This window comes from Vibrio sp. 2-Bac 85 (assembly GCF_037546705.1).
Classification (GTDB): domain Bacteria; phylum Pseudomonadota; class Gammaproteobacteria; order Enterobacterales; family Psychromonadaceae; genus Psychromonas.
Map to the genome: position 1 here is coordinate 96,707 of NZ_JALAAB010000007.1, position 23,084 is coordinate 119,790.

Genomic DNA, 23,084 nt, shown 5'->3' on the forward strand with positions numbered 1-23,084 from the left:
GATGGAGACACTTAGACTGATTTCAAGAGCTAAAGTAATTTTTTTTAAAAGTTATGCACTACCCAAACGAATTTTGAGTTCCTAGGTTAATCAATGTATTTCATCACCCTACTCAAAACTAAAAAGTATCCCCTCATGCAGCAAACCTAGATCGGGAATAGCGTCTCCCTTTTTAAGGCAAAAAAAACGCTGCTAATAAGCCGCGTAATATAATAATCAAGTAAATAGAAACATAAGTTATAAAAGATTATTTAACTTTTTGAAACGAATTTTTTTAATACGTTTAAATTTAGAATGACTACGGATTTTAGTCGTTATCTTCCAAATATTTGAAAGTAATAACGTATAAATAATAAAGGTTAAAATAAACCCGTAGAACATGACTGGTGCAGGTATTTCTGCTAGTTCGCCATAAATGCCAATAAGAGCAAATAAGCTAGCAATAAAACAGATAGATAGTAAAGTTTGTGTTGGATTTAAACCTAAGCGCTGACAGATGTGATGTAAATGTTCTCTATCAGGTTTAAACGGGCTATCACCACGTCGTATACGGCGAATCATAATAGCAGCCATATCATTTAACGGTAACCCTATAATCCATAACGCAGTTACTGCGCGCATTGCAGTTTGCTCTGAATCATCACCAGCAGCCGACTGTGAGGCTAATAATAATAACCAAATAACAGTAAACCCAATTAACATACTGCCCGCATCACCCATAAACACTTTACGAGTACGCCCAAACGCACCAAGATTAAATAAAATATATGGCAACATTGCAACAATAAATACGGCACATAAATAAGCTAAATTAGCCTCTCCGTGCAGATAGAAAATAACTCCTAACGCAGCAAAGGTTACCGATGCAAGACCACCTAATAAACCATCAATTCCATCAACCATATTAAAAGCATTAATAGCACCAATCACAGCGAATATGGTAATTATCTGCGCGATTGCACTTGGTAATAATATCTCTCCAAATCCAAACATATTGCCAAGGTTTGTAAGCAACTCCCCAGCAAAGTGAATCATCAATAAGGCTAAACCAGCCTGTACTATTAAACGTAATCTAAAACTGATATCCCATCGATCGTCTGCGACCCCAACAGTAACTAAAATACTCATACAAAGTGCATAGATGTGCGAATAAGGAAGCATTTCTGGGTTGTTGTATAAAAAGTATAATATGGAGAGGCAAATAGATAAACCTCCAACCAGAGGAATAGTGCCTTTATGGAACTTTCTTTCATTCGGTTTATCAACTAAACTTATATACTTGGCAAACTTCCGCAAAGCAAATAGCGTTGTCATTGAAAAAACAAATATAAATGCTAAATCAATTGAGATATTTATCATAAAAACCAACTTAAAAAGGAAAAATAATGTGAGCCTAATACTGACAACTTAAATCTCTAAAATTCATTATAGACAAGTAACTAATTAAAACTAAATTACTTCAAAATAAATTCATTGTTGAATAGAGTAAAATTTATTAAATAATCAATAACACTTTTTATACCGCTTTAACGGCATCTGCAATATAGTTAGCCCATGTTTCTGCCAACGTTTGCGACTCTGCTTCAACCATCACACGAATTAAGGGTTCAGTACCTGATTTACGCAATAAAATACGTCCTTTAGGTGTGCTACTGCCCACTAATAAAGCTTTTTCAGCTTCGATAACAGCCGTTTTCACTAGCTCACTTTCTAAAGGTTGATTATCCCCCGCAAAGCGCACATTAATTAAGATTTGCGGCATCATCGGCATATCATCAAGTAATTGTTCAAGTGTTTTTTCACTTTGCTTGATCACGGCTAATACTTGTAATGCGGCAACAATAGCATCACCAGTGGTCACTAAATGTCGGCAAATCACGTGTCCCGAGTTTTCACCACCTAACCACCATTCACGTTTTAGCAACTGTTCCATCACGTAACGGTCACCAACGCCGGCACGTACAAATGGAATGCCTAATTTAGAAAGCGCCACTTCAAGCCCCATATTTGACATCAAGGTGCCTACTACGCCACCTTTAAGTTGCCCATTAATGAGAGCTTGTTTTGCTAAGATATAAAGCAACTGATCGCCATCTGCAATATTACCTCGGCTATCAACCATCATGATTCGGTCACTGTCGCCATCAAGTGCAATACCTAGATCAGCCTTGTTTTCCAGTACCGTTTTTTGTAATAGCCCAAGTGATGTAGCACCACACTTATCATTGATATTAAAACCATCAGGTTTGTTACCGATAGCAATGACTTCAGCACCTAATTCACCAAAAACAGAGGGAGCTATGTGGTAAGCAGCGCCATTTGCGCAATCAACAACTAATTTAAGGCCAGTTAATGATAGTGCATAAGGAAATGTGCCTTTACAGAACTCAATATAACGGTCCGCTGCGCCTTCCATTCTCGATGCTTTTCCTAGCAATTCAGAACTAACACAGCCCATTGGCTTATCCAACTCCGCTTCAATCGCTAATTCAATCTCATCGGATAATTTCTCACCAGATGCTGAAAAGAATTTGATTCCATTATCGTAGTAGGGATTATGTGATGCACTGATCACTACGCCCGCTTCTGCGCGGAATGTTTTAGTTAAGTAAGCGACAGCTGGTGTTGGCAACGGGCCTGTTAATACCGCACTAATACCCGCGGCAGACAAACCAGCTTCTAAAGCAGACTCAAGCATATAGCCTGAAATACGCGTATCTTTACCAATAATGACTTTTTTTGTACCAAGGCGAGATAATACTCTTCCCGCGGCCCATCCAAGTTTTAACGCAAAATCAGGAGTAATTGGATACTCTCCTACCTTGCCACGGACACCATCAGTGCCAAAATATTTTCTAGCCATTGTTATAATCCATTATTCGGTTTATTAATAAGTTGGTTTAAATAAGTTAGGTTTAAATAAATTAGATGTAAAAAGTCAATAACCTTTAATCAGACCCAAATAAATCTCGCGTATAAACTTTGTCGGCCACATCATCTAACTCATCACTCATGCGATTAGAGACAATTACATCGGCGATATTTTTAAATTCGGCTAAATCTTTATAGACCGTGGAATTGAAAAAAGCATCTTCCTCAAAAACTGGTTCATAAATGACCACCTCAATCCCTTTCGCTTTAATGCGTTTCATGATCCCTTGAATTGAAGATGCACGGAAGTTATCAGATCCAGATTTCATGATCAGTCTATAAATACCGACTACTTTAGGGTTTTTAGCGATAATCGAATCCGCAACAAAATCTTTACGGGTGGTATTGGCATCAACGATTGCGCCGATCAAGTTATTCGGCACGTCTGCAAAGTTAGCACGTAGTTGTTTGGTATCTTTTGGTAAACAATATCCACCATAACCAAAAGAAGGATTATTGTAGTGATTACCAATACGCGGATCTAAACTTACTCCCTCAATAATCTGGCGAGAGTTTAACCCATGCGATTCCGCATAAGTATCCAATTCATTAAAGTAGGCAACACGCAAAGCAAGGTAAGTATTAGAAAATAGTTTTACCGCTTCCGCTTCGGTTGAGTCAGTAAATAATACATCGATATTTTCTTTTATCGCACCTTGTACTAATAAGTTTGCAAATACCTTTGCACGCTCACTTTGTTCACCGACTATGATACGAGATGGATGTAAATTATCGTATAAAGCGCGCCCTTCGCGTAAAAACTCAGGAGAGAATAATATATTATCACACCCCATTGTTTGTTTAATGCCTTGCGTGTAACCAACTGGAACCGTCGACTTAATAATCATGATAGCGTTAGGATTAATGCTCATCACATCTTTAATCACCGCTTCTACAGAAGAGGTATTAAAATAGTTAGTTGCAACATCGTAATCGGTTGGCGTAGCAATGATAACGAACTCAGCGTGTTCATAAGCGGCTTGCTTATCAAGTGTCGCGGTAAAGTTAAGTGATTTATTTTGTAAAAAATCTTCTATCTCAACATCAGCAATAGGCGACTGCTTGTTGTTTAAGAGGGCTATCTTTTCTGCAACAATATCAACTGCAATCACTTCGTTGTGTTGTGCTAAAAGCATTGCATTTGAAAGACCGACATAACCCGTACCCGCGATGGCAATTTTCATATTTTAATAATTCCTACAAAAAAAGACATTCATAAAAATGAATGCCTTAAAACAGATATAAATGCCTATTTGGGCATAAACTAGCTCGCCTTTAATTATTAGCGATGAATGAGAGTGAAATTGCGAAATAGTAATAAGACGATAAAAACATTGCGCTGATTATCTCAACAAAAATGTCAATTTAAGGTTTATTGTAAAATTTTTTATAGCAAAATACTAATTTATTGACATATTTTCCCAATCTAACTATGAGATCATTCATTTCAGCGATAATTCCCCTTCAGCGGTCTAAATTACAACAGGTTATAGAAATAAGCCCCTTCATATTATTTTCATTATTTAGCGATTGTAGGGTTTACAGCAATTGTTAAATCAAATCTTACTAATAAAGCTTCCGACTAAAATTGACAGGTTATGTCATTCCCCTATAATCGCGCCCCTTATTACGTGTTTGTTATTATGAAACTGATAATCCAATAAACTTAAATGGGAAGCATGTTCAACACTCAATTTCTGATTGGTTGAATAAATCATGCGCTGCCCCCGCAACTGTGAAGGTATGACTCGCTATTGATTTGAATAGCTATTATCACCCAGCCAGATACCAGCGTAATAACGTCACTGTCCATACTGCGGGTCGGCCGTCATGGAACGTAAAATCGCATTTAATATTAATAAATGGGCGTAATGGTGACGAGCCAAAGAAAGTTTTTTGCTGCTCAGTGACTGTTATGTTGAATGATGATCTAAATCGGTATTGTAAAGCCATGTTATTGTTAGGCAATGCTGTTGTTAATAATAGTATTGACGTGCTATCAATACATTTTTTAATGCCTTTGTCCTATTTCTCTTCTGCTATCACTGTGTAACCCGCTTTCTCCATTACTAAATCCAAGGAAGAAACATGTTCACACTTCGCTATACCTCGATAGCTGTTATGACATTAAGTCTATGCAGTGCAAACTCATTGGCTGATGACGAGATAACATCATCACAAACTACCCCACGTAAAAATATTTTAATTACCAAAGGGTTTAGTGCACCTAATGCAACCACACAAAACTACAGTGGTGAGAATATCGTCAGTATCGTGCCTAGCGACAGTGATATTAATAAAACCTTAGATCAATTAATTGCGGAAAATACCCCAGGATTTGTTCATACCAATTCAGGAACAGCCAAACATAATGCCAGCAATTATCACCGTGGTCTTTCTGATAAATATACTTTGTATTTATTAAATGGAGTGCCGTTTCCAACCTCAACGCTTGGTAGCCAAAACATTCCAACTATTCCCATGGAATCTATTGCCTTGATTGAAGTTATTCGCGGCGCACAAGCTTCTTTGTACGGTTCAAGCTCCTTAACTGGCGTGATCAATATCATCACTAAAACAGGTGAAATGGCAGATGCACAACTTAATATCAGTGCCGGATCCAACAATACCCAGCGAGTAGGGGGTGCTTATGCTAATAGTTGGAATAATTTTCAGTTCATGACCTCATTCGATAAGGATCAGTCAGATGGGTACGATTTTATTGAAGACTCAGATGATGACTTTGGTTATGACACTTATTCCATGAATAGTTATGCTGCTTATGTTACTGAGACAAACCGCTTCTCAATCGCTATCAATAATGCAACCTCTGACCTAGAGATCTATGAGTCATATCCCACTGTCGGTAAAGCTAAAACATCACAAGATACCTTACAAATTACCGGTAAATATATTCAACAATATACACAGAATCTATCATCTGAATTTACGCTATCAACAGCGGAAGTAGATTTAAAGGCCGGCCACCCGAATACAAGCGATGTTGATCATTACTCAACGCGAGAAAACTTATTACAACTTCATTTAAAAGGCGAATGGCAAGAGTTAACGGTTAATCTTGGCGGTGAATTCATACAGTCCACCTACAAATCAAATGAGAATGGTAATGACCGTGATCAAGGTGCAGTATACTTAGCATTCAACCACTACCTAACAGATTATTTGAATATTTCAGGCGGTGTTCGTCATGATCACTATTCTGATTTTGGTGATGCAACAACCTATTCGGCAGGATTTTCTTTATTTAAAACGGCCAGCATCAACTACAAAACTTCTTTCACCGCACCTTCTTATAATGACCTATATTGGCCAAGCTTTGGCAACCCAGATTTAGAGTCAGAAGAAGGTGAAATCTTAGAGCTTTCATTAACACATAATCTCGATACTCAGCATGCTTACATTCCATTAAAACTTAATTTTTATACCGGTTCATTAGAGAATAAAATTCAATGGGGTTGGTCTCCTTTTAATATCGGTGAAGTAAAACTAAAAGGTGTCGAGCTTTATGCTCAGTATAATGCGGCTAGCTATTCCTTTGATATTGCAGCGGCTTACTCTGAAAGTATTGACCAAGACACTGATAAGCAATTAGATAATATACCAAAATGGTCTGGCTCTTCTAGCTTTGAATATTATGTTACCAACAAGCTTAAACCTAAATTGATCTACACCTACGTAGGTAAACGCACTACATCCTCAGATGAGTTAAAAGAAGTACATCTGCTTAGCTTAGCGATGACCTATCAATTAAATCAGTATATTAATCTTGGTGTTAATGTAAACAATATGACTGACAATGGTAAGCAACTCCATAATGGGTATAATGCCGAAGGCAGAACCGTGCAATTTACAATAGGTGCACAACTGTGAGCCGACTACCAATTAATTAACAATTAATAACTCATTACTCATTACTCATTACTCAGCGAATGAGTGATCAGTCATTAACAATAACAGCCTAAATTAAGGAGGTAAAAATGAACAACAGAAAACTCGTTATTTTTATCCTCCTTATCATTGCACTGGCAGTGTTTACTAATACAAAGCAGGGGCAATTATTTGCATTATTAAACCCTGCACAAACTAACTTTACCACCCAAGTGAAGGGTGAACATTTTCCGCTAACATTACATGATCCAAGTGGCATTCAATATACACTAGCGACACCGCCACAACGTTTAATATCAACCACCCTCGCAACCGATCATATTCTCTCAGATATAGTCCCCCAACAACATTTAGTAGGGGTAAGCCGTTACGTAGATTACCCTAGCTTATCTAATATTGTGGACTTTTATGATCCGAGTATTGTGCGCGCTGAAACTGAAATAGAATCCATTTTATCAAGACAACCTGACTTAGTGTTTGTCGCCTCCTATAGCAATCCAGAAACAGTGCGTTATCTATTAAGAACAGGGATTGCAGTCGTGCGACTCAGTGAATTTAATAGCTTTAACGACATCATTAATAATATTGAGTTGGTAGCAACCGTCACCGATAGCCAAGCACAAGCAAATTTGGTCATCAAAAACTTACGCGCTCGACTGAACTTCATCAAGCAACAAGTGAACTCGCAGTCAAAGCCACGCGTGCTATATTATGATTTAAATGGCTATAGCGTAGGTGGAAACGCTTTAATGAATGAGGCTATCAATATTTCAGGTGGAATAAACGTCGCACAGGGGAAAATACCCGATGGTGAACAGAAAATAAGTGAAGAGTTAGCCATCTCACTGCAACCCGATGTGATCATTATGAATGAATGGGTATTTAATCAATCCCAAGGACAAGCGAGTCCCGTAGATATCCTAATCAACAAAAAAGCTTGGGCAAATGTGCCCGCTGTCTTAAATAATAAAGTTTATGCTGTACCCGGTACCTGGCTACGTAGTGTTTCACAACATAGGATCAAAGGCGTCGAAGCCATTGCTTCTATTCTCCACCCCAATATTAGCCAATATGATGAGAACAATCATGCTCAATAGTCCCCTCAGTAAACAACTCTTTATCGGATTGTTAGCAGTTTTATTTTTAGTTTTGGCGCTACTGGCTATATTGCAAGGTCCTGTTGATCTGAATATCAACACTGTGCTCGACATACTAAAAGCACAGATCGCTAATAATTTGCCCGAACACATTATGAAATGGCAACAAAGCATCATTATTGATGTTCGTTTACCACGTGTGATCATTGCAATGTTTGCCGGCGCCAGCTTAGCCCTATGCGGATTAATAATGCAGGGAATGTTTCGTAATCCACTCGCCTCCCCTTCCGTATTAGGCGTATCTTCAGGTGCATCATTAGGTGCGGTGGTTGCCATCTACTTCGGATTTTCTTTATTTTCAGCATGGGCAATACCGTTATTTGCATTCATTGGTGCCGGTATATCATTGAGCATTGTCTACCGTATCGCATCTAATCAAGGGCAAGCGAATATCGCCACCTTGCTGCTTGCGGGGGTTGCTATCAGCGCATTAAATGTCGCCGCCATCTCTTTGTTATTAGGGTTATCACTGAGCAATTGGGATGTCGCAAGAATGATTATTTATTGGACTATGGGCGGCTTGGACGGTAGAACCTGGGATCATGTTTTTATCATCCTGCCAATCATCTGTAGTGGCTTCATCTTATTACTGTTTTACAATAAATCTCTGGATCTACTCTTGCTTGGTGAACATCATGCTTTATCCGTTGGTGTCGATGTAAAGCGTACTCGTCGTAATTTATTGATCATTAGTACAGCAATGGTAGGTGCTTCTGTTTCTGTGGTGGGAGGGATCGGCTTCATTGGCTTAGTGGTGCCACATATATTACGCCTGATACTAGGGCCGTCGCATCGTTATTTATTACCCGCCTGTTTATTCGGTGGTGCAATCACCTTGATCAGTGCCGATTTATTTTTATCATTGTTTTTTAAAGGATCTGCCATCCCATTAGGGGTGATAACTGCGGGTCTTGGCGCGCCGTTTTTCTTATTTCTGCTCATTAAACAACGTGTGGAGATAAACTAATGACTCAACAAAAATCCCTCGTATTAGCGCAAACAACCAAACAGACGCCCGTATTACCTCAAGGAGCAAAAGCAGTACTCTTATCAACCCAAGAGCTGTGCTTCTCCTATGATAGCAACACACAACTTTCAAACATCAATTTAACCTGTTATTCGGGTGAGTTTATTGCCTTAATTGGCGCGAATGGAACAGGAAAAAGCACGCTTCTTAAACTATTACTTGGTTTATTGCCTGCAAATAAAGGCAGTGTTGAAGTTAACGGACAAACACTCAAAAAACTAAAGCGACGAGAAATAGCCAAGCAAATTGCATTTGTGCCACAATCCATTGACCTGCCCTTTGCATTTACTGTTGAAGAAATTGTGATGATGGGCAGAAACCCTTATTTAGGGCCTTTCCAGCTTGCAACAAACAATGACCAGGCCATTATCAAAGAGGTACTAAGTATTACAGATACAGCTCACTTACAAGATCGTAAAGTGAACCAGCTATCTGGCGGTGAAAAGCAACGCGTTATTATTGCACGTGCTTTGGCGCAACAATGTGAATGTATCTTGTTGGATGAACCTATCGCAAGTTTAGATATTTGCCATCAGTTTGAAACTCTTGATTTGATCCAATCACTAACTCAACAAGGTAAATTAGCAATCACAGCAATCCATGATCTAAACTTAGCCGCACGTTATTGCTCAAGGTTAATATTATTGGGTAAAAATCAACGAGGTGATATCTGTATCGTCGCTGATGGTTCTCCGGCACACGTGTTGAGTCAAAAAAACTTAAAGGATTGCTTTAACATCAGAGCCGATATCATTTCGCAACAGCAATCAATTCAATTACACAATATAGCGCCTATTGCTCGACGTTAACCATTTTGCCCACTACGTAAAAGTATTAAAGCGAGTACTTTTAAATTGCTAAAACGGGTTGTTCAAACAATTGATTTTTATAGGTAATATATGTGCACTTGATCACAGCAAAAATAGTAACCACAAATTAAAAGAGCCTATTCAGTGTAAAATTCTGAATTTTTGTTTTTTTTAGTTTTTTATGCTGAAAGTAAACTAAATACAATCATTAATAATTGCGAATATCATTTATGATGCATTTTCTCATACATGATCATTTTAGGATAAAAGATGAAAGTTTTAATATTAGGTTCTGGTGTAATAGGTGTAACGAGCGCTTGGTATTTGGCTAAGTCAGGCCATGATGTAACAGTGGTTGACAGGCAGTCAAGTGTTGCAAATGAAACAAGTTTTGCCAATGCAGGTCAAATATCTCCAGGATATTCAGCACCTTGGGCGGCACCAGGCATTCCAGTTAAAGCGATGAAATGGTTGATGCAAGAGCTTGCTCCGCTAAAAATAAGTATTAAAGATCTCGATACCGAGACATTAGGTTGGATGACTAAAATGGTCGCCAATTGCAATACTAAAGATTACCACATCAATAAATCTAGAATGATGAGAGTAGCCGAATACAGCCGTGACTGTTTACGTGCATTGAGAAAAGAAATTAATATTGAATATGACCATCGCACAAAAGGTACATTACAGGTATTCCGTACCGCCAGCCAAGTAAAAAGCTCTAAAAAAGATATCGAAGTACTTGCTGAATGTGGCGTTGAGCATAAAATATTAACACCCGATGATTGCTTAGCCTACGAGCCCGCACTTAAACATACTATCCATAAAATTGTTGGCGGTATTCAATTACCCAATGATGAAACAGGTGATTGCCACAAGTTTGTAACTGAACTAGCGAAAAAGTGTGAACAATTAGGTGTTAAGTTTGTCATGGATACTAAGATTGAAAAAATTAATAAACAAGGCAATCAAATCACCAGTGTTTCAACCAGTAAAGGTGAAATGACTGCTGATGCTTATTTAATGGCGCTAGGCTCTTACTCAACTCATATGCTCGCAAATGTAGGAATAAGAGTGCCTGTTTATCCTATTAAAGGGTATTCACTGAGCCTGCCAATAGAAGATTATTCTGCAGCACCTGAATCAACTATCATGGATGAAACCTATAAAGTGGCTATCACACGTTTGGGTGAACGTATTCGTGTGGGTGGCACCGCTGAAATCACTTCTTATAACTTAGCATTATTAGAAAAACGTCGTAAAAACATCGAGTTCTCTATCGCTGATTTGTTCCCTCATGCAGGTGATTTACAAAAAGGCGAATTCTGGACCGGCTTAAGACCGATGACACCAGATGGCACACCTATATTAGGCAAAACAAAGATTGATAACTTATTCTTGAACACAGGCCACGGCACCTTAGGCTGGACAATGTCAGTTGGTTCAGCGAAGTTTGTAAGTGATGTTATCAATAGTCAAACACCGGATATTGATAGCGAAGGTTTATCAGTAGATCGTTACGGACGTTAGGGGAAATCATGGCTAGATCAGCAACAGCAGTTATTAAATTAAGTGCGATCAAACAAAATTATTTATATGCAAAATCGCTTGCCGCTCCAGCTAAAGCGATTGCCACAATCAAAGCTAATGCATACGGACACGGCGCCATTGAAGTTGCGAATGCATTAGCCGATGTCGCCGATGCATTTGGTGTCGCCTGTATTGAAGAAGCCAAAGAGCTACGTGATGCAGGGGTTAAAAAACCTATTTTATTACTTGAAGGCTTCTTCACCGCCGATGAACTTAACTACATCAGCGAAAATAATATCTGGTGCGCAATACATCATCAGTATCAACTTGATGCCTTAAAACAAGCAACACTTAGCCAACCGATTAACGCTTGGCTAAAAATGGACTCAGGAATGCATCGTTTAGGATTTTTACCTGAAGATTATGCAGATGCTTATCAACAATTAGCAGCCATGAGCCAAGTGAATAACATTGTTCATATGAGTCACTTCTCATCGGCAGATGACTTAACGTCATCGCTAACTGAGCAACAAACAAAATTGTTTATAGAGACAATTGGTGAGTTACCAGGTGAAATCAGTATCGCTAATTCACCTGCTGTGTTGAGAAAAGCTATCCCCAACAGAAGCCAATGGGTACGCCCTGGTATTGTTATTTATGGTGCATCACCTATTGATGAAAGTGAGTTAGAAAAGCCATTAGCACCAGCAATGACTTTTCAAGCAAAAGTGATCTCAGAGCGCACCATCAATAAAGACCAAAGCGTCGGTTATAACGGCCTATGGACAGCGGATAAAACGACTAAAATAGGTACCGTGTCAATTGGTTATGCTGATGGTTACCCGAGGCATGCTAAAACCGGCACACCGGTATTAATTAATGGTAAACAAAGCCAAATATTAGGCCGAGTCTCTATGGATATGTTGATGGTCGATTTATCAATGTTTGAACAAGAAAGTTGCATTGGATTTGATGTCGAACTTTGGGGGGAGAACATTACCGCAAACCAAGTTGCAAAATGCGCCGATACCATCTCTTATACTTTATTCTGCGGTTTAACCCGTCGAGTCAGTAAAACATATATCGATTAATAGTGGTGCTGCTTTAACAGCAATAGTTACTTATTTTTTAAGAGTTACTATTGCTTAATACACCTATTCGATCACCATCGTAAGTAATCAAATAGGTGTTATTAAAAACAAAACAACCGCTAACTCGTCAACCCTTTCCAAAAAATAAGCCCCAAATATCCACAATAAAACATTAATCAAAACGGCTACAACAACTCCACCGTAAAGTTTTACCAAGTCATCAACTCCTTTTAGCAAAGCCAAACAGGACGTTTGGCTTAAGTTCATTCAGCACATGGACGTGCTGTATGAACTGTTGCATTATAAAAGGAGTTTATTAGTTGGATCAGAAAACGCTCCGGTGTCAGTCTCTTTGCCGCCTTTCTCTTCTGATAAGAGAAAGACGTGTAGCCAGCAGGGCGAAACCACTGCTAATAATGATCAAGCAGCCACGAAGAGCGCAGACGAGCTAAAATACTAAACAAAAACACTAAAAAAACACTAAAACCAAGCACTATGTATTCCTACACAAAGTATAAGAAATGATAATTAATCGCCAAAAACACGTCAAACAAGATATTTTTAATAAAGTATAGCGGTGCAAATACCGTCACCGGAAGACTTAAACAAACATCTTAAATATCTCTTCAAAATCAGAAAAGGGATCATAAAAAGCATTTTTATCATTGATCCGCGATCGCAACTCAGCTTTAATACTTTTAACCGTGGTGCAGTCACGAATAAACCCATCTATTGCTGCGCACTCACAGTCTAATTCATGACAATGAGCTTCCATCCCTTCTTGGACCATTTTTTTACTACGCGCTTTAAACTTACGCCAAACTAAGGTTTCAATTTGATCATTATGTTGTAACGCGCGATATTCTGCATTTAGGTTCCTTACTTTTTCCTCTAATAAAGGTAACAGATTGGCTAGTGTTGCTTTATCAAACGTCGGATCGTCATCAAAGTGAGTGAGGTATAATTGCAATATGGCAAAGACATCTTTATCTCGACGCGCTTCAGCAAGGACTTGCATTTGTAAGTGCTTTTGTTGTTTTAGTTTGGAGTCTTGCTCTTTATCAGGATGTAATTTAGACGCTAACCGTTTATACATCTTATTGAGCTGACTCCCTTTAAACAGCTTATCTAACTCACTATGTTTAAGTTGTTCCTCAGCCTTGTCTTCCTCATCAGATTGATGGAAGCGTTGATAGAAATCGTCGAAAAAATGGTCGTCAAAGGGCGTTTCATCATCCTCTTCAAATTCATCAATCTCTTCAGCTTCTTCAGACGCCTCATGCGCATCCAGATACTCATATATTTTCTGTGGATCTAATATCAATGCTTTTAATTGTTCATCACTCAAGTCGAAATCAATCTCAAATTCAGCGTTTAATGAGGCTTTCATAAGTTCGACTTCAGCTGATGACATTTTGTCAAGTTGTTGCTCTTGGCTCATCATTAGCTGTGCTTTTACACGTTTATTTAACGCTTCGAACTCCTCTGGAGAGTTAAAAGGATGATCCTGTAAATAACCCAACTCTTCTGAGATCCAATCAATCAACTCTACGCGCTCGTTCTCTGATAAGGATTTGCGAGGAAGAAAGGTGGCAAGGTGTTCCACTTTTGAGCTCAGCCATCTTATTTGCATCTGTTCATAAGGCAACACGACCTCTTCAAATTGCTGATAATTAGTGGCCAGTTTTTTAGTAAAAGAAGCATTACGTTTTTGATGCTTTTCAATTAATTGCCACAAGCTTTGCAATTTATTATCAGATTTTTTATTCAACGGTGTTTGTGCAATTTTTTTAAGTGAAGATAGTTGTGTCATTAAACTGTTCTCGGTTAGATTGCCGGTTTCCATGCTCTAATATGCTAACATTAAGCATTTTTTTTTACATCTAACTTGTCGTTAAACTGACGCTCAATGTAGAAAAAAGGCCCCTTTTATAACATCGATGAAGTGAGTGTGTAAACATACCTAATTCTTTCAGTGAACTACTCATCCATGAATGACTGAGCTTCCAAGAAAGATGCCTAAGCAACTAACTTTTCTTTTTTTACGCTTCGTTGGCTACGGCTAGTTGAGCTTTTGGCTCGGCTAGTCTTACGTTTGCCTCCACGTACACTACCTGACTTAGTGATTAAAACCTGAGGGATCCCCACAAAAAATCACAAGCGACCTAACCGTATTACTAGGTTGGGTAGCTCATGTAGAACCCAAATAATAAACGCATCATCTACAATATAACGTCCATCGTTAACAACCTCTCGACCGAGATAAATGTTTGATAAAACACGTTTTTTTCTCAGTATTCGCTTGCAAAGAATGATGTAAGTTCAATTGCTCTGCTGCAAATCCAATACACCATAAAATATATAAAATGAGTGCCCCAATAAGAAGTAGTATATCAAATCGCTCAGGGCTGCGAGAGTTAGCAAACTCAAGACTCATGCCTAGTTTAGCATTCTTAGTATCTCTGAATACTTCTTCGATTTGCATTCTAGTCGCGTATAATTTCATGACCTTCTTTGGGTTTTTATCCCATCTTTTGGGAAGGCAACTAATCAACAACCAAGGCTCTTTGGCTTTCTTTTCCTGGTATTTGTCGGTACTGCATTGAGATTTTCCTCCTCGTAATTTTTTCTTTGTTCGTCCTTTTTTTCTTCCTTTATAGAGCGTTCCAATACAGGGGTGCTGAGTTGTTTTACTAAAATAAATATCGCCTAAAGTGACAGCTTTGCTGTTCGCTGATACAAACCACTCTCTACTTTGTTGCCAATTTTTACCATCCTTTGATAATTGAACGTTTCCTCTGACCCTGCATACCCAATACCATCCCATATTTTCAATCGGTTTAAACCAAGGCGTTTTAAAAATAGCATCAGCTAAAATAATTGGCCGGCAACCTTCTGGTAGACAATATTTAATATTGTCTAATAATGCTTGATGGGCTGCGGATGTATTAAGCTCACTTTCTTCATAGCCGACATTCCGTATCCGTTTCAGGAATAAACTCTCGCATTTTCAAGAATAAATTTTTTGATATATTGGCCCCAGACAATCAATAATGATGCTATTCCTCTCTTTTAAATTTATCACCAACTCTTTATCCTGTGAGAGGGTTAATACATGCAGTCCTTGAAAGCAAAAAAATACCCAACGTGCTGTCGGGGTTTGAGTTGGCTTGTATTTTAAGTCTGGGAAATAGGCCGATTGCGTTTTAAGCTCTTCCCTTATTTTATGCTCTAATGCCGCATATACCATGAGGCAACACGTCATAATCATTAATAACGCTTCAATGCGCTCTGGCTTTTTTAAATATAACGAAGATGTTAAAAAATCAGGACTTTTTAAAAAACGAAAACCTTTTTCGACACTTTGCTGTGACTTGTAAAGTCCAAGTATTTTTTCCATTGCCAATGTTTCGCTAAAATCATTTGTCGCTAACATGAACATGCCTTTTTCTTGTAAACGCGCTTGCCGTTCTGTTAGTGAACAATAAACCTGACCTGTTATTTGATACTCATGCCTATCTGCTTGCTGTCCTTGCTTCGGGCGACCACTTTGCTTGTAAGCTACGTGCTCAATCACCTCGATATCGCTTATTTCTGTATAACCTTGCTTTTTAATCCATTTATTTAATGACTTACGCGCATCTAATGCACATGAATAGCGCTCACGTGTTAATTTTTTAAATGACTTTAGTGAAGTGGTTGAATCTTTAAGCATGCGCTTATCTAACGTGTATTGCTCTCGTTTCATTGCTTGCTCACTACGTAATAATAGCCAGCGCTGCTTTACACCACCATAATCCGAGTCGAGGCATACACCGCTATAGCCGTTCTCTAATGCGACGAATGCGTGATTCTCTTGCTCTGCGATTGCCGATTTAACTAACGTTAGTTTTTGCGGTGCGCGGGATATAAACAATCGGCCTTGCTCATTAAGTGATTGAATAGTCTCTGCTGTATATAAGGCAGCATCGCCAATGAAATGGCTACATTGTTGAGCAGCATTGAGACTGCTTAAGTGGTTTTTTACAATGTTTTTGAAGCCTTCATTATCATTGATATTACCGCTCGCAGCTTGCATGTAAACAGGGATCCCTGCTTTATTTTCGGTGACTAGATTAATGACTACCTGGTTTAATTCCGGGCGGTGATCTCGACTGTAGCCACGTACTAGTTTAATCGTCTTCGGATCATCGTCATTGTTATCATAACGGCCATCGACATGGATACTGGTAGAATCCAAATTCAATCCTTCACAAGGCAGTTTTAAATGGTCAATAACACGTGCAGATAAGGTTTGATAAAGCCCAGAAACACCCGTCTCATAGAGTTGATCGAGGCAACGGCCTAAAGCATCATCATTGATATGCTCAGCCTTTATTCCCTCTCCAAGAAGGCGCTCTACAGGTTTGTCAGCAAAATATTCTGGATACATATGCAATGTACGACCAGTAAAACCAAGGCCGTTTAGAATCATTGCTTCGACAAGTTGACCATAAGATATTTTCTTGTCTTTGCTCTGTTTGGGATGTGCTTGATCGATAAGCTTTGCAACACCAATTTCTTTACACATGCCAGCAACTAAGCCTAAATGGTCGAGGTTTTTTATAGAATATGTCATGACTTACCATCACCCAAAGATAAGTAATAGATCAAATATGAGGATCCACGTCAACATATTTATTCAAAATTATAGGGGGCGACACAAAATGGTCGTTTTTATTACTTAATCGACTATTTTTTGTTGAAAATTTAATCACTAAGAACAGGTGCGGAAAGACAGTTAAAAAAGCCGATGCCGAACGAAAAACATTTAAAAAACTGTGCCAGCAACGGTTTGCCTGTGATGTCGATGCACAACAAGCTGTTGAATTATGGCGAACAAAACAAGTTTATAGTGATGTCATTAGTGAGATAAAAGCGGTGCCGATATACGGGAAGAAAGGTCAACCCAAAAAAGACCAAACACCTGATCGTATTGAGTACCAAATTACAGGTCATTTATTGACGCCTATTGAAAGAAGAGAAAATGCAATGAAGTCGTTAGGCTTTTTTATTATTGCCACGAATGATCTTGATACCAGTATGACGATGGATAAAATACTCAGTACTTACAAAGAGCAACAGTCAGTTGAAAAAGGGTTTCGCTTTTTAAAAAGTCCTGATTTTTTAACCAATTCAATCTTCCTCAAAATATTCTGGTCAAGCACAACTGGACACCTGACTTTGTAATTTTTCATAGTTAATCGGCGTTAGACTTCCGAGTGTTGTATGAAGCCGTTCATGGTTGTAATAGCGGATATATTCTTCAACATCTAACTTCATCGTTTCACGCGTTAAGTGAACAATATTTAATAACCATTCATTCTTAAGACTGCCGAAGAACCGCTCAACAACTGCATTATCTAAACAAGCTCCCACGCTACTCATTGAGGCTATTATTTTATGCTTACTCAATAATCGATTAAATCGCCCACTAGTATATTGAGAACCACGATCGCTGTGGAACATCAAACCCGCTTTAGGTTGCCTGATATTAATCGACATTTGCAATGCGCGTTCAACTAAATCAACCGTCATGCGGCCAGATATAGACCAGCCAATAACCCGACGAGAGTATAAATCCATGACAATGGCTAAATACATCCAACCTTGATTGGTCCTCAAATAGGTGACGTCGCCAGCCCACACTAGATTCTCTTGTTTAGGGTTAAACTGCTGACCCAATAGGTTATCAGCAACACTATCTGTATGTTTACGCTTTGTTGTTACCTTATATGCTTGGCGCTGTACGACGACAAGCTTTAGCTTGCGCATGATACTACGTGTACGATAACGACCCACCTTAAAGCCCGCTTCTCTTGATTTCTTGCATAACTGGCGAGAGCCCAGGCTACCGCGACTTCGCTTGAATAACTGTCGTGCTGCTCGATACATGTTCAGCTCTTCTTCACGGATGACTTTAGCGGGGCGTTCAAGCCAATCATAAAATGCACTACGACTCACTTGTAATGCATTACAAAGCAATTTTATGGGATATTTAGAGCGACTCGCTCGAATATACCGATACTTTACTTCATTTCTTTTGCGAAGAAGGCACTGGCCTTTTTTAATATTTCTTTCTCCATACGCAGTCGTTTAACTTCTTTGCGTAAGGCAAGTAATTCAGCACGTTCATCTGAATCTACAGTTGAGTTAGCATGTTGCTCTGCTTTTTGTTTCCAACTGTAAAGCAAGCTAGTCGTGATGTTTAAAGCAGAAGCAGCTTCTTGAACGCTATAGCCTTGTTCACTGACTAATGCCAATGCTTCAGTTTTAAATTCACTGGTATAAGTTTTGTATTGTCTTCTCGTATTCATGTTCACCTCTTTAGTGGATAGTATTATCCAAAATTAAAGTGTCCAGTTCAATTAGACCAGAATAAAAAGCCAGAGCGGATAGAAGCATTATTGATGGTAATGACTTCATGTTTGATGGTTTACGCCTCATTGGAGTACCAGATACGTAAAAATTTAAAAGAAAAGGACCTTTATTTCCCAGATCAAAAGAAAAAACCTTATCAACATCCCACTGCTCGCTGGGTGTTCCAATGCTTCCAAGGAGTGACCGTCATTTATCTTGAAGATCAGGCTCCGATGGTGGTTAATTGGAAGGAGCGACGACAAGTGATCATTGACTGCTTGGGCGAAAATTACAGGCAAATGTATTCTTAAAACAGGTGCGGAACATCAGATACTCAGATAAAAATATGACGAAGCTACTTATTCACGTTATAAATAAAAACATATGTTTACACATGAAAAACTATTGCAAGCAACGACAGAATAACAGAAGCAATATTTTAGCAGTTAATAAGGGAGTTAAAATAACATAGGGATAAATACGATGAGTATTATAAATAAAATTTTATTTCTATCTTCAAATTAATTTAAATAAATCATCGTAATTTTTTATAAGCTAACTTCTTTATAAAAGTTGGCGAAATTCTCAATGTAAATAAAAGAATCACATGCAAAATATTTGATACAGAATAACACTTCAATATTTTGAATGCATAAATGCGGGACTTAAGATCATTAATCGCCTTTTTAAGGCCTCTACGAGAATGAAAATTTCCATCAATACGAAACTTTAATAAAGGTTTATTTATATTTGCAAATTTAAAGCCAGCACTCAAAAGATCAACCCATAAATAATAATCTTGAGTATTCATTAAATTTTCATTATATCTAATTGACGAAGAGAATACTTCAGCCTTAAACATTACACTAGGATGATTAAACGGACATCTTTTTATGATGGCAGAACTCAATTCATCGTGTTTCACTGGCATACTTTTATAAAAAACACTTTCTCCTTCTTCATTTATTTCCATAAGATCAGAACCAACCACCGATACTTCCGAATGATTTTCAAAGAAAAAGACTTGCTCCTCAATTCGAGAATGAATACTTATATCATCAGCATCCATTCTGGCTATATATTTATATTCTTTCTTTATAGAAGCTATTTCAATTAGTTGATTTAACCTGAATGCTAATCCTTTATTTACAGAATCAAATGAAACGAAAATATTATCAATAGAAGAGATATTGACGATATAATCTTCAACATCCTTAGATACAGGCCCATCAATAACGATGTATAAGTCGCACGACTTATATGATTGATTCAAAATACTTTCTATTGATTCAATAATAAAACTTAATCTGTCATTTTTATAAATCGACATAATTACTGCTACGTTTGGTTTCATCATTTCAAGAGTTTTCTTAATCGGTAAACTAATATTCTTTTGACCTTTGTTAATAAAGAATCGTAAGTGAGCATTATATTTTTTGATATGGGATTAGAAGCATACACGACTTGTACACTACGCCCGTTATATTTTAAATTTAACCCCATGTCAGGTGCAGTCTTCTTGTGAAAAAAAGTTTTTGTAATAATATTATGTTTCATATTATTGTCCGTAACAGGAGTTTTTAGTTCACACAACTTTTTAAAGTCTGGAATCATATCAGAATTAAAAGATATATATTTTCTTTCAACATTTAAAACATCTTCAGAACTGAATGAAAGCTCAACCAATAACCCTTCTTTGTTGAACTTTCCTTGGTAATAAGTTTGTTCTTTAGTAACTTTAAAGTTATTAAAAAGAAAGTTACCCAAGGAATAAAAAATAGGGCGACCATTATACAATTCATCCGTTTGTATACAATGAGTATGAGAGCCTATAATACCATCAGCCCCAAGATCAATGACTTTTCTAGCAAAACAAACTTGTTCTGAAGTTGGAAAAAATTCATTTTCAATACCCCAATGAGGCAATATAAAAATTTTATCCACCTTCATTTTTTTTAAAGCCTCAATATCTTCCTTAATAAAATCATAAAGCAATGGCGACGTTCCATAACTTGATGCATCAGCATTATTTTGTGAATTTGTAGAGTAACAATTGTATGCTAAAAAAGAGACTTTCATCACACCAAGATTTAAAATTAATGGTTTTCTTGATTCATCAATATTACTCCCCGCACCAAGACATTTTACATCTAGTTGTTTCAAGAATTTTTTAGTCTCAATAAACCCTTCATAACCTTGATCAAACATATGATTATTTGCTAATGATAAAGCATCACAAAATGAATAAAACTCAAAATTATCCCGTGAATTAAGTAAAGAAAATTTATTTAAATTTTCTTGAATAAATTCATTTAATATAGGAGCTTCTAAATTTCCTATAACTAAACCATCATATTCATTTAAATATTTAAATAGTTTTGTTTTTTTGAAATCTGATAGATGTGCCTTTGTATAACCATGTGAACAGATATCACCAACAAACAAAATTTTAGCCATTATTTTTCCTTGCAGCATTGTCTATACGACCATAACGACCTAATAAGCCATCCTTTATTCCGCAAACAATGTACTTAAACCTTACTTTTCCATCTTTGAATGCAAATGGATATACAAATAACTTGATAAACAATTTAAATAAGTTACTTAATTTCCAATAAATTGGCACATATGATCTTGGAAATAACAAGAAAAGGTTTCTTGTATGGTAATAATGTCTTATTGGAGAAGGTATCCGCGCATCTATACTTCCAATAAGTTTCTGTTTGCCTTCACCTACCCGATGCCCTAATAGCACGTCGTTATCCCTGACTGTAATAAAGCCCAATTTTTTTAAACGCCAACAATATTCCCAATCAACAGAATCTATAAAAAGTCCATCGTCCATACTACCAGCTGCTTCATATGCTGAAAGTGGAATTAAACTAGCAGAACTTATTGTCGCATGAATAATATGGCAATTATGCCCAGGTATATTATTACCTTTAATCAGGCGTCCTTCGTCAACTTCGTTTGTTATTTTATCATAATGCCTAGGACCAATTACTCCAATAGTGTAACCAACCTTGGTTAGTTCAAAATATCTATCCATAAGTTTAGTTACAGTATGTTCTTGTAAAAGGCTATCTTGATCCATTTGTAGTATAAAATCAGCTCCATTTTCAAAAGCCCATTTCATACCAATGCTTTGAGCCTCTGCTATACCAAGATTTTCTCGAAAGTTAAAAACTCTAATTCGATCTGCTGAATGGAGAGTAATGTCATAGTCAGAATTGTTACAAACAACAACAAAATCTGTCTGACTTAATAAGTTATCTACAGCTAATTGTAATTCACTACTATCTGGATTGTAAGCAACTAAGATTGCATAAACATTTTTTTTATTTTTCATTTTTAAGCACCAATAAGTTACCCATATCTAAATCAAATTGATTAGGTGTGAATTTTTCTAGACAATTACCAGGAAAATTTGTTAACTCACCAAAATATATTTTATTTTCAAGAATGTATAAATCGACTCTTATAAAATCAAGCTCTGATGATAAGTCTTCAGCTATTTTAATTGCTTCATTAAGGAGATTTGGAGGCTCTATATCATAACCCCTATCAAAGTTGTACTTTACGTCAAGCAATTCAAAATTTTTGGAGTATATATTACGGCTATGACCATTGTAGCGGTCTAAATCGACTTGTATAAAGTGAACTTTACCATTAAGACAAAAAAACTTGTAATCAGGCGGAACCCCTCCATCAAATTCAATAAACTCCTCAACAACTAAAAGCCTATCTAGGTCTTTATATACCCACTCTTTACCTTTTTTATAATAATCTAAGTCAAGCCAAGAATGAACTATTGATGAAACATCAGAATAACTATCTTTATGCTTATCAATGATCATCACCATTTTGGAGCCATGATTCGCTTTAATAACGAACTTTCTTGGTAGGGACTCCCAATCGTCGACTTTGAATGATTTACCCGACCACAGAAGATTGATTAGCTGACAGTTTTTCGAGAGTCTTGAAACATAATCTCGTGATTTAACACGATCTGAGACAAGCCTTCTAATATTTGATTGAGCATGTTGAGGTCTTAATTTTAAATATAGGATCTTATCTGTAAGCGTTCTAGGTTTAAATAAATTAGGAATTTTTTTTTGTCTAATTATATAAGCCCCAATTGAAACAATATTATCTAAATACATTTTTATCCTTAGCTGTAATTTTCTTGTTCATTTTTTTTCCAAAACTCACACCTTTAAGTTCCACATAT

General features: G+C 37.3%; 18 protein-coding genes, 1 pseudogene and 1 riboswitch. Of the genes and pseudogenes, 8 read left to right on the forward strand and 11 right to left on the reverse strand.

Annotated features, from left to right (window positions below):
• Window positions 1–237: 237 nt before the first annotated feature.
• The 3 genes from wecA to MT390_RS09575 all read right to left on the reverse strand — a co-directional run bounded on the left by wecA (window position 238) and on the right by MT390_RS09575 (window position 4,115).
• Complete coding sequence (gene wecA, locus MT390_RS09565; protein WP_499440834.1) at window positions 238–1,359, reverse strand: UDP-N-acetylglucosamine--undecaprenyl-phosphate N-acetylglucosaminephosphotransferase; 1,122 nt, start codon at window positions 1,357–1,359, stop codon at window positions 238–240.
• Between the two features lie 157 nt (window positions 1,360–1,516).
• Window positions 1,517–2,869 (reverse strand): phosphoglucosamine mutase, encoded by a 1,353-nt coding sequence (gene glmM, locus MT390_RS09570; RefSeq protein WP_499440942.1) that lies wholly within the window; start codon window positions 2,867–2,869, stop codon window positions 1,517–1,519.
• 79 nt (window positions 2,870–2,948) lie between these two features.
• Window positions 2,949–4,115: a nucleotide sugar dehydrogenase gene (locus MT390_RS09575; protein ID WP_499440835.1), complete on the reverse strand. Its 1,167-nt coding sequence runs from the start codon at window positions 4,113–4,115 to the stop codon at window positions 2,949–2,951.
• Between the two features lie 428 nt (window positions 4,116–4,543).
• Window positions 4,544–4,742, forward strand: a riboswitch (cobalamin riboswitch).
• A gap of 277 nt (window positions 4,743–5,019) precedes the next feature.
• Here MT390_RS09575 and MT390_RS09580 point away from each other — a divergent pair.
• From MT390_RS09580 to alr, 6 genes are all read left to right on the forward strand, one after another.
• Window positions 5,020–6,822 (forward strand): TonB-dependent receptor plug domain-containing protein, encoded by a 1,803-nt coding sequence (locus MT390_RS09580; RefSeq protein ID WP_499440837.1) that lies wholly within the window; start codon window positions 5,020–5,022, stop codon window positions 6,820–6,822.
• A 107-nt stretch (window positions 6,823–6,929) separates the two neighbouring features.
• On the forward strand, window positions 6,930–7,937 hold the full coding sequence (locus MT390_RS09585) for an ABC transporter substrate-binding protein (protein ID WP_499440838.1): 1,008 nt from the start codon (window positions 6,930–6,932) through the stop codon (window positions 7,935–7,937).
• Entirely contained in the window at window positions 7,927–8,964 is a 1,038-nt protein-coding gene (locus MT390_RS09590) for a FecCD family ABC transporter permease (RefSeq protein WP_499440839.1), read from the forward strand. Before MT390_RS09585 ends, MT390_RS09590 begins: the two co-directional genes overlap by 11 nt.
• Entirely contained in the window at window positions 8,964–9,833 is an 870-nt protein-coding gene (locus MT390_RS09595) for an ABC transporter ATP-binding protein (RefSeq protein ID WP_499440840.1), read from the forward strand. Before MT390_RS09590 ends, MT390_RS09595 begins: the two co-directional genes overlap by 1 nt.
• Window positions 9,834–10,103: 270 nt before the next feature.
• Window positions 10,104–11,363: a D-amino acid dehydrogenase gene (locus tag MT390_RS09600; protein WP_166373353.1), complete on the forward strand. Its 1,260-nt coding sequence runs from the start codon at window positions 10,104–10,106 to the stop codon at window positions 11,361–11,363.
• Between the two features lie 8 nt (window positions 11,364–11,371).
• Entirely contained in the window at window positions 11,372–12,454 is a 1,083-nt protein-coding gene (alr, locus tag MT390_RS09605) for an alanine racemase (protein ID WP_499440841.1), read from the forward strand.
• Window positions 12,455–13,055: 601 nt separating this feature from the next.
• Here the strand turns inward: alr and MT390_RS09610 are convergent.
• From MT390_RS09610 to MT390_RS09620, 3 genes are all read right to left on the reverse strand, one after another.
• Window positions 13,056–14,267, reverse strand: coding sequence for a hypothetical protein (locus tag MT390_RS09610; protein ID WP_499440842.1), 1,212 nt, complete (start codon window positions 14,265–14,267; stop codon window positions 13,056–13,058).
• 429 nt (window positions 14,268–14,696) lie between these two features.
• Window positions 14,697–15,446: an IS4 family transposase gene (locus MT390_RS09615; RefSeq protein ID WP_499440943.1), complete on the reverse strand. Its 750-nt coding sequence runs from the start codon at window positions 15,444–15,446 to the stop codon at window positions 14,697–14,699.
• A gap of 18 nt (window positions 15,447–15,464) precedes the next feature.
• Window positions 15,465–17,072 carry an IS1634 family transposase gene (locus tag MT390_RS09620; RefSeq protein WP_499440843.1) on the reverse strand — a complete coding sequence of 536 codons (1,608 nt, stop codon included), beginning with the start codon at window positions 17,070–17,072 and terminating at the stop codon, window positions 15,465–15,467.
• A gap of 302 nt (window positions 17,073–17,374) precedes the next feature.
• Between MT390_RS09620 and MT390_RS09625 the strand changes: the two genes are divergently transcribed.
• Window positions 17,375–17,683 carry a hypothetical protein gene (locus tag MT390_RS09625; protein WP_499440844.1) on the forward strand — a complete coding sequence of 103 codons (309 nt, stop codon included), beginning with the start codon at window positions 17,375–17,377 and terminating at the stop codon, window positions 17,681–17,683.
• Here MT390_RS09625 and MT390_RS09630 read toward each other — a convergent pair.
• A protein-coding gene (locus MT390_RS09630; protein ID WP_499440845.1) for an IS3 family transposase occupies window positions 17,654–18,810 on the reverse strand; the annotation gives its coding sequence in 2 pieces (ribosomal slippage) (window positions 17,654–18,564 and window positions 18,564–18,810; 1,158 coding nt in all). The genes MT390_RS09625 and MT390_RS09630 overlap by 30 nt on opposite strands.
• A gap of 63 nt (window positions 18,811–18,873) precedes the next feature.
• Between MT390_RS09630 and MT390_RS09635 the strand changes: the two are divergent.
• A pseudogene (locus tag MT390_RS09635) lies at window positions 18,874–19,164 on the forward strand (IS1634-like element ISVa17 family transposase); the annotation flags it as partial.
• Window positions 19,165–19,388: 224 nt separating this feature from the next.
• On the opposite strand, the gene MT390_RS09640 reads toward MT390_RS09635, so the two are convergent.
• The 4 genes from MT390_RS09640 to MT390_RS09655 are packed head-to-tail and all read right to left on the reverse strand — an operon-like array spanning window position 19,389 to window position 23,016.
• Window positions 19,389–20,210 carry a glycosyltransferase gene (locus tag MT390_RS09640; protein WP_499440846.1) on the reverse strand — a complete coding sequence of 274 codons (822 nt, stop codon included), beginning with the start codon at window positions 20,208–20,210 and terminating at the stop codon, window positions 19,389–19,391.
• Window positions 20,207–21,310, reverse strand: coding sequence for a CapA family protein (locus tag MT390_RS09645; RefSeq protein ID WP_499440847.1), 1,104 nt, complete (start codon window positions 21,308–21,310; stop codon window positions 20,207–20,209). Before MT390_RS09645 ends, MT390_RS09640 begins: the two co-directional genes overlap by 4 nt.
• Entirely contained in the window at window positions 21,303–22,202 is a 900-nt protein-coding gene (locus tag MT390_RS09650; RefSeq protein WP_499440849.1) for a glycosyltransferase family 2 protein, read from the reverse strand. The genes MT390_RS09645 and MT390_RS09650 overlap by 8 nt, the downstream gene beginning before the upstream one ends.
• A complete protein-coding gene (locus MT390_RS09655; RefSeq protein ID WP_499440850.1) occupies window positions 22,192–23,016 on the reverse strand; it encodes an ATP-grasp fold amidoligase family protein in 825 nt (274 codons plus the stop codon). The genes MT390_RS09650 and MT390_RS09655 overlap by 11 nt, the downstream gene beginning before the upstream one ends.
• Window positions 23,017–23,084: the final 68 nt, after the last annotated feature.

Excerpts from the sequence above, each read along its gene's own strand:
- wecA (WP_499440834.1), bottom strand. The coding sequence starts at position 1,359 with ATGATAAATATCTCAATTGATTTAGCATTTATATTTGTTTTTTCAATG.
- MT390_RS09575 (WP_499440835.1), bottom strand. The coding sequence starts at position 4,115 with ATGAAAATTGCCATCGCGGGTACGGGTTATGTCGGTCTTTCAAATGCA.
- MT390_RS09580 (WP_499440837.1), top strand. The coding sequence starts at position 5,020 with ATGTTCACACTTCGCTATACCTCGATAGCTGTTATGACATTAAGTCTA.
- MT390_RS09585 (WP_499440838.1), top strand. The coding sequence starts at position 6,930 with ATGAACAACAGAAAACTCGTTATTTTTATCCTCCTTATCATTGCACTG.
- MT390_RS09590 (WP_499440839.1), top strand. The coding sequence starts at position 7,927 with ATGCTCAATAGTCCCCTCAGTAAACAACTCTTTATCGGATTGTTAGCA.
- MT390_RS09595 (WP_499440840.1), top strand. The coding sequence starts at position 8,964 with ATGACTCAACAAAAATCCCTCGTATTAGCGCAAACAACCAAACAGACG.
- MT390_RS09600 (WP_166373353.1), top strand. The coding sequence starts at position 10,104 with ATGAAAGTTTTAATATTAGGTTCTGGTGTAATAGGTGTAACGAGCGCT.
- alr (WP_499440841.1), top strand. The coding sequence starts at position 11,372 with ATGGCTAGATCAGCAACAGCAGTTATTAAATTAAGTGCGATCAAACAA.
- MT390_RS09610 (WP_499440842.1), bottom strand. The coding sequence starts at position 14,267 with ATGACACAACTATCTTCACTTAAAAAAATTGCACAAACACCGTTGAAT.
- MT390_RS09620 (WP_499440843.1), bottom strand. The coding sequence starts at position 17,072 with ATGACATATTCTATAAAAAACCTCGACCATTTAGGCTTAGTTGCTGGC.
- MT390_RS09640 (WP_499440846.1), bottom strand. The coding sequence starts at position 20,210 with ATGATGAAACCAAACGTAGCAGTAATTATGTCGATTTATAAAAATGAC.
- MT390_RS09645 (WP_499440847.1), bottom strand. The coding sequence starts at position 21,310 with ATGGCTAAAATTTTGTTTGTTGGTGATATCTGTTCACATGGTTATACA.
- MT390_RS09650 (WP_499440849.1), bottom strand. The coding sequence starts at position 22,202 with ATGAAAAATAAAAAAAATGTTTATGCAATCTTAGTTGCTTACAATCCA.
- MT390_RS09655 (WP_499440850.1), bottom strand. The coding sequence starts at position 23,016 with ATGTATTTAGATAATATTGTTTCAATTGGGGCTTATATAATTAGACAA.